The following is a 4,927-nucleotide window of genomic DNA, read 5'->3' on the forward strand; positions in this document are numbered from 1 at the left end:
CAGCGCCCGCGGGTCGGACTCCTGCACGAGCACCGGCGCGGGCCGCCAGGCGCGGGGCCGACCGATCACGGCGAGACCCACCGACGGCTCACGCGCGCCGCGGCAGCAGGTCGGGGCTCGCGCGGTGCACGCCGAGGGCGACGACGGTGGCGAGCACGGCCTTGACGAGGTCGCCCGGCAGGTACACGGCGTCGGCGACGAGCGCGGCGGGCAGGTCGAGGTGGGCGCGCCACATCATGCCCGGGATGCCGCAGGCGTGGATGACGACGACCCCGCCGAGCAGGATCGCGCCGAACAGCACCAGCGGTGTGAGCCGGCGGGCTCGCTCGACGAGGTAGCCGGTGACGATGCTGCCCGGCACCCAGCCGAGCAGGTAGCCGACGGTCGGTCCGGCGAACACGCCGAGCCCGCCGCGCCCGCCGGCCAGCACCGGCAACCCGACCGCGACGAGCGCGATGACCGTGAGCATGACGAGCGCCGCCCGCTTCCACCCCAGCAGCGCGGCCGCGAGCATGACGCCGAGGGTCTGCAGCGTGATCGGCACGGGCGATCCGGCGAACAGCGCCCCCGGCATGCCGAGCACGACGATGAGGGCCGCGAAGACCGCGACGAGCGCCAGGTCACGCGCGGTCAGGCGGCGGGTGCGGTCGGGCGCCCGGCCCGGCTCATCGACGGGTTCGTTTCCGGGGCCTTGCCCTGCCTGCATGACGTTTCCTTCGCTGCCGAAATCCGGTGGTCGAACCCTTGGACGGTGTTCAACGCTCGAGCAGATCAGAGTCTGCCAGGCGCCCCCGCCGGCCCACCGCCGGAACCCGGGCGCACGCCGCTCGGATCGCGGGAGCTTATATACACGTCTGCGCCTGTCCGGCGTGCCCCACGCGATAGGTTGCCTTCGCGGGCCCTGCGTTTGCCTCGTCACACCGGCTCAGAGGTCGGTGTCATCCACACCTTCGGCGAGGAACCGTCGCGGGCCCGTAGACCAGACGGCACCGAAGGAGGCAGGGCGTGCTCATCGGCGTACCTCAAGAGACCAGGCCCGGCGAGACGCGCGTCGCCGCGACGCCACCGACGGTCGAGAAGCTGCGCAAGCTCGGCTACGACGTCGTCGTGGAGGCGGGCGCGGGCGAGCGATCGACGATCCCCGACACCGCGTACGAGGCGGCAGGAGCCCGGATCGGCTCCACACACGACGTCTGGGGCGCCGACGTCGTCGTGAAGATCGAGGCGCCCAACGACGAGGAGATCGACGCCCTCAAGGAGGGCGGCACCCTCATCTCGCTGTTGCAGCCCGGGTTGCGGCCCGAACTCGTCGAGCGTCTCGGGCAGCGGCCGATCACGGCGCTGGCCATGGACGCCGTGCCGCGCATCTCGCGGGCCCAGTCGATGGACGTGCTCTCCTCGATGGCGAACATCGCCGGGTACCGGGCCGTCGTCGAGGCCGCCCACGAGTTCGGCCGGTTCTTTACCGGCCAGGTGACGGCCGCCGGCAAGGTGCCCCCGGCCAAGGTGCTCGTCGTCGGAGCCGGTGTCGCCGGCCTCGCCGCGATCGGCGCCGCCGGCAGCCTCGGGGCCGTCGTTCGCGCGACCGACCCGCGGCCGGAGGTCGCCGAGCAGGTCGCGTCGATGGGCGCCGACTTCCTCAAGGTCGAGGACGACGCGGCGGAGGTCTCCTCCGACGGGTACGCCAAGGAGACCTCGGCGGACTACGAGGAGAAGGCCGCGGCGATGTACCGCGAGCAGTGCCAGGACGTCGACATCATCATCACGACGGCCCTCATCCCGGGCCGCCCCGCGCCGCGGATCATCGACGAAGAGATGGTCGCGAGCATGAAGCCCGGCAGCGTCGTCGTCGACATGGCCGCAGCCCAGGGCGGCAACGTCGCGGGCTCGGTCGCGGGCGAGAAGATCGTCACCGACAACGGCGTGACGATCATTGGCTACACCGACCTCGCCGGCCGGCTGCCCACCCAGGCCTCGCAGCTGTACGGCACGAACGTCGTCAACCTCATGACGCTGCTGACCCCGGAGAAGGACGGTCAGCTCGTGCTCGACATGGACGACGTCGTGCAGCGCGGCATGACCGTGGTGAAGTCGGGCGAGGTCATGTGGCCACCGCCTCCGGTGCAGGTGTCGGCGGCCCCGGCCGCGAGCACGACGGCTGCACACCCCGTCTCCGTCGAGGCCAAGAAGCCGATGTCACGCAACGCCAAGGTCATCGGCCTGGCGATCGGCGCGGTGCTCTTCCTCGCGCTCGCCTCGGTGAGCCCGCCGAGCTTCCTGGGCCACTTCACGGTCTTCATGCTCGCGGTCGTCATCGGCTTCTACGTCATCGGCGCGGTGCACCACGCGCTGCACACGCCGCTGCTGTCGGTGACCAACGCGGTCTCGGCGATCATCATCGTCGGCGGCATGCTGCAGTTCGGATCCGGCCACCCGTTCGTGCTCGTGTTCGCGTTCATCGCGACGCTCGTCGCGAGCATCAACGTCTTCGGTGGCTTCACGGTCACCCAGCGCATGCTGTCCATGTTCACGAAGGGCTGATGTCCAGATGATCGAAACCTTCGTCCAGGCCGCCTACATCGTCGCGGCCCTGCTGTTCATCCTCGCCCTCGCCGGGCTGTCCAAGCACGAGACGGGCAAGCTCGGCAACGCGTTCGGCATCGCCGGCATGGCGCTGGCGATCTTCGCCACGATCCTCATCGCCACCGACTCCGCCGGAGTCGGTGGCCTCGCGATGATCATCGTCGCCATGGCCATCGGTGCCTCGATCGGCATCTGGCGGGCACTGAAGGTCGAGATGACCGAGATGCCGCAGCTCATCGCGATGCTGCACAGCTTCGTCGGTCTGGCCGCCATGCTCGTCGGCTTCAACTCCTACGTCGAGGCCCACCAGCCGGCGCGGCGCCTCGAGCTCGAGAGCCTCGGCATGGTCGGCGTGCACGCCGGCGAGATCTTCGTCGGGATCTTCATCGGTGCGGTGACGTTCACCGGCTCGATCATCGCCTACCTCAAGCTGAGCGCGCGGATGAAGTCGGCCCCGCTGAACCTGCCGCGGCACAACCTCATCAACCTCGGCGCGATCGTCGTCTCGCTGCTGCTGATGATCTGGTTCGTCAACAGCGAGCACACGCTGCCGCTGCTGATCATGACGATCATCGCGCTGGCCCTGGGCGCCCACCTCGTGGCGGCCATCGGCGGCGGCGACATGCCGGTCGTCGTCTCGATGCTCAACAGCTACTCGGGATGGGCCGCGGCCGCTGCGGGCTTCATGCTCAGCAACGACCTGCTCATCGTCACCGGCGCGCTCGTCGGCTCCTCCGGTGCGTACCTGAGCTACATCATGTGCAAGGGCATGAACCGCTCGTTCATCAACGTCATCGCCGGCGGGTTCGGCTCCGACGGGGCGGTCACCGGTGAGGCCAAGGACTACGGCGAGCACCGCGAGACGACCGCCGTCGAGGTGGCCGAGAGCCTGAAGAACGCCAAGAACGTCATCATCACCCCCGGTTACGGCATGGCCGTCGCGCAGGCGCAGTACCCCGTCGCGACCCTCGTGCAGAAGCTGCGGGAGAAGGGCGTCAACGTGCGCTTCGGCATCCACCCGGTCGCCGGCCGCCTGCCCGGCCACATGAACGTGCTGCTCGCCGAGGCCAAGGTGCCGTACGACATCGTGCTCGAGCTGGACGAGATCAACGACGACTTCGACGAGACCGACGTCGTGCTCGTCATCGGCGCCAACGACACCGTCAACCCGGCGGCGGCCGAAGACCCGAGCAGCCCCATCGCCGGCATGCCCGTGCTGCACGTGTGGGAGGCGGGCGAGGTCGTCGTCTTCAAGCGGTCGATGAACACCGGCTACGCCGGTGTGCAGAACCCGCTGTTCTTCCGCGACAACACCGTCATGCTCTTCGGCGACGCCAAGGAGCGCGTGGACGACATCGTCGCTGCGCTGTAGCGCTGCGATTTCTGTCTGCGGCCGCTCTGCCCAGCGGGTCACTCGTGACTCGCCCGGCAGGGCGGCCGTCGGCGTTTCCCGGGGCATTTCTCGATGCTCGGGGTGCTCGGGGTGCTCGGGGTGCTCGGGGTGCCCGGCGCGTGCGTGTGCACCCGGGGCGGCGCTGTCGATTCACCGTTTCGACTATCCGTTCGCGACCCCTGGCGGCGTTTCCGCAGGTCAGGACCCTTCCGTACCCTCGTGTCGCTGATCGGGGTCGTCGATATGGCGAATTCCCCGAGCGTGCCTACTCCTCCAACGTGCGGTCTTTCAGCTCGGGCAGGGCCAGGGCGGCGAGGGCGGCGATGACGAAGGCGCCGCCGAAGACGGTGAAGATCAGCGGCAGTCCGCCGGCGTCACGCAGGTAGGGCACGGAGATCGGAGCGATGATGCTGGCGATCCGGCCGAACGCCGCCGCGGCACCGGTGCCCGTGCCGCGGATCGTCGTCGGGTAGATCTCGGGCGAGACGGCGTACAGCGCGCCCCACGCCCCAAGGTTGAAGAACGACAGGCACATGCCGACGACGACGATGTACGTCGGCCCCTGCGCGAGGCCGAAGGCCCCCGCCGAGACCGCCGAGCCGAGCAGGAAGGTGGCCAGGGTCGCGCGCCGACCCCACACCTCGATGAGCCAGGCCGCCAGCGCGTAACCGGGCAGCTGCGCCAGCGTGATGAGCAGCGTGTACTCCATCGACTTCACGAGCGAGAAGCCCTGCGCCGAAATCAAGTTCGGCAGCCAGATGAACGCGCCGTAGTACGACAGGTTGACCATGAACCACACCGTCCACAGGGCGATGGTCCGGTGGCGGTACTCGCCGGCGAACAGGTCCACCGCCCGGTGCTTGCGGCCCTCACCCGCCGGAGACGGTTCGGTCCCCGCCACCCACGGCGGCGCCGCGTCGCGCTCCCCCGCCGACACCGCGCCCGACCCCG

4 protein-coding genes are annotated in these 4,927 nt (G+C 69.8%); 2 read left to right on the top strand and 2 right to left on the bottom strand.

Annotated features, from left to right (window positions below):
- Positions 1-88: 88 nt before the first annotated feature.
- Positions 89-706 (bottom strand): biotin transporter BioY, encoded by a 618-nt coding sequence (locus tag PINTE_RS20340; protein WP_068434264.1) that lies wholly within the window; start codon positions 704-706, stop codon positions 89-91.
- Between the two features lie 299 nt (positions 707-1,005).
- On the opposite strand from PINTE_RS20340, the gene PINTE_RS20345 reads away from it, so the two are divergent.
- Together PINTE_RS20345 and pntB are read left to right on the top strand one after the other, a co-directional pair.
- Positions 1,006-2,541: a Re/Si-specific NAD(P)(+) transhydrogenase subunit alpha gene (locus tag PINTE_RS20345; RefSeq protein WP_068434267.1), complete on the top strand. Its 1,536-nt coding sequence runs from the start codon at positions 1,006-1,008 to the stop codon at positions 2,539-2,541.
- Between the two features lie 7 nt (positions 2,542-2,548).
- Positions 2,549-3,955 (top strand): Re/Si-specific NAD(P)(+) transhydrogenase subunit beta, encoded by a 1,407-nt coding sequence (gene pntB, locus PINTE_RS20350; protein WP_068434269.1) that lies wholly within the window; start codon positions 2,549-2,551, stop codon positions 3,953-3,955.
- Between the two features lie 286 nt (positions 3,956-4,241).
- Here pntB and PINTE_RS20355 read toward each other — a convergent pair.
- Positions 4,242-4,927 (bottom strand): MFS transporter (locus PINTE_RS20355; protein WP_157087421.1); only part of this gene is annotated, 686 nt, incomplete at its 5' end.

It is taken from the genome of Piscicoccus intestinalis NBRC 104926 (genome assembly GCF_001515525.1).
Taxonomy (GTDB): Bacteria; Actinomycetota; Actinomycetes; order Actinomycetales; family Dermatophilaceae; genus Kineosphaera; species Kineosphaera intestinalis.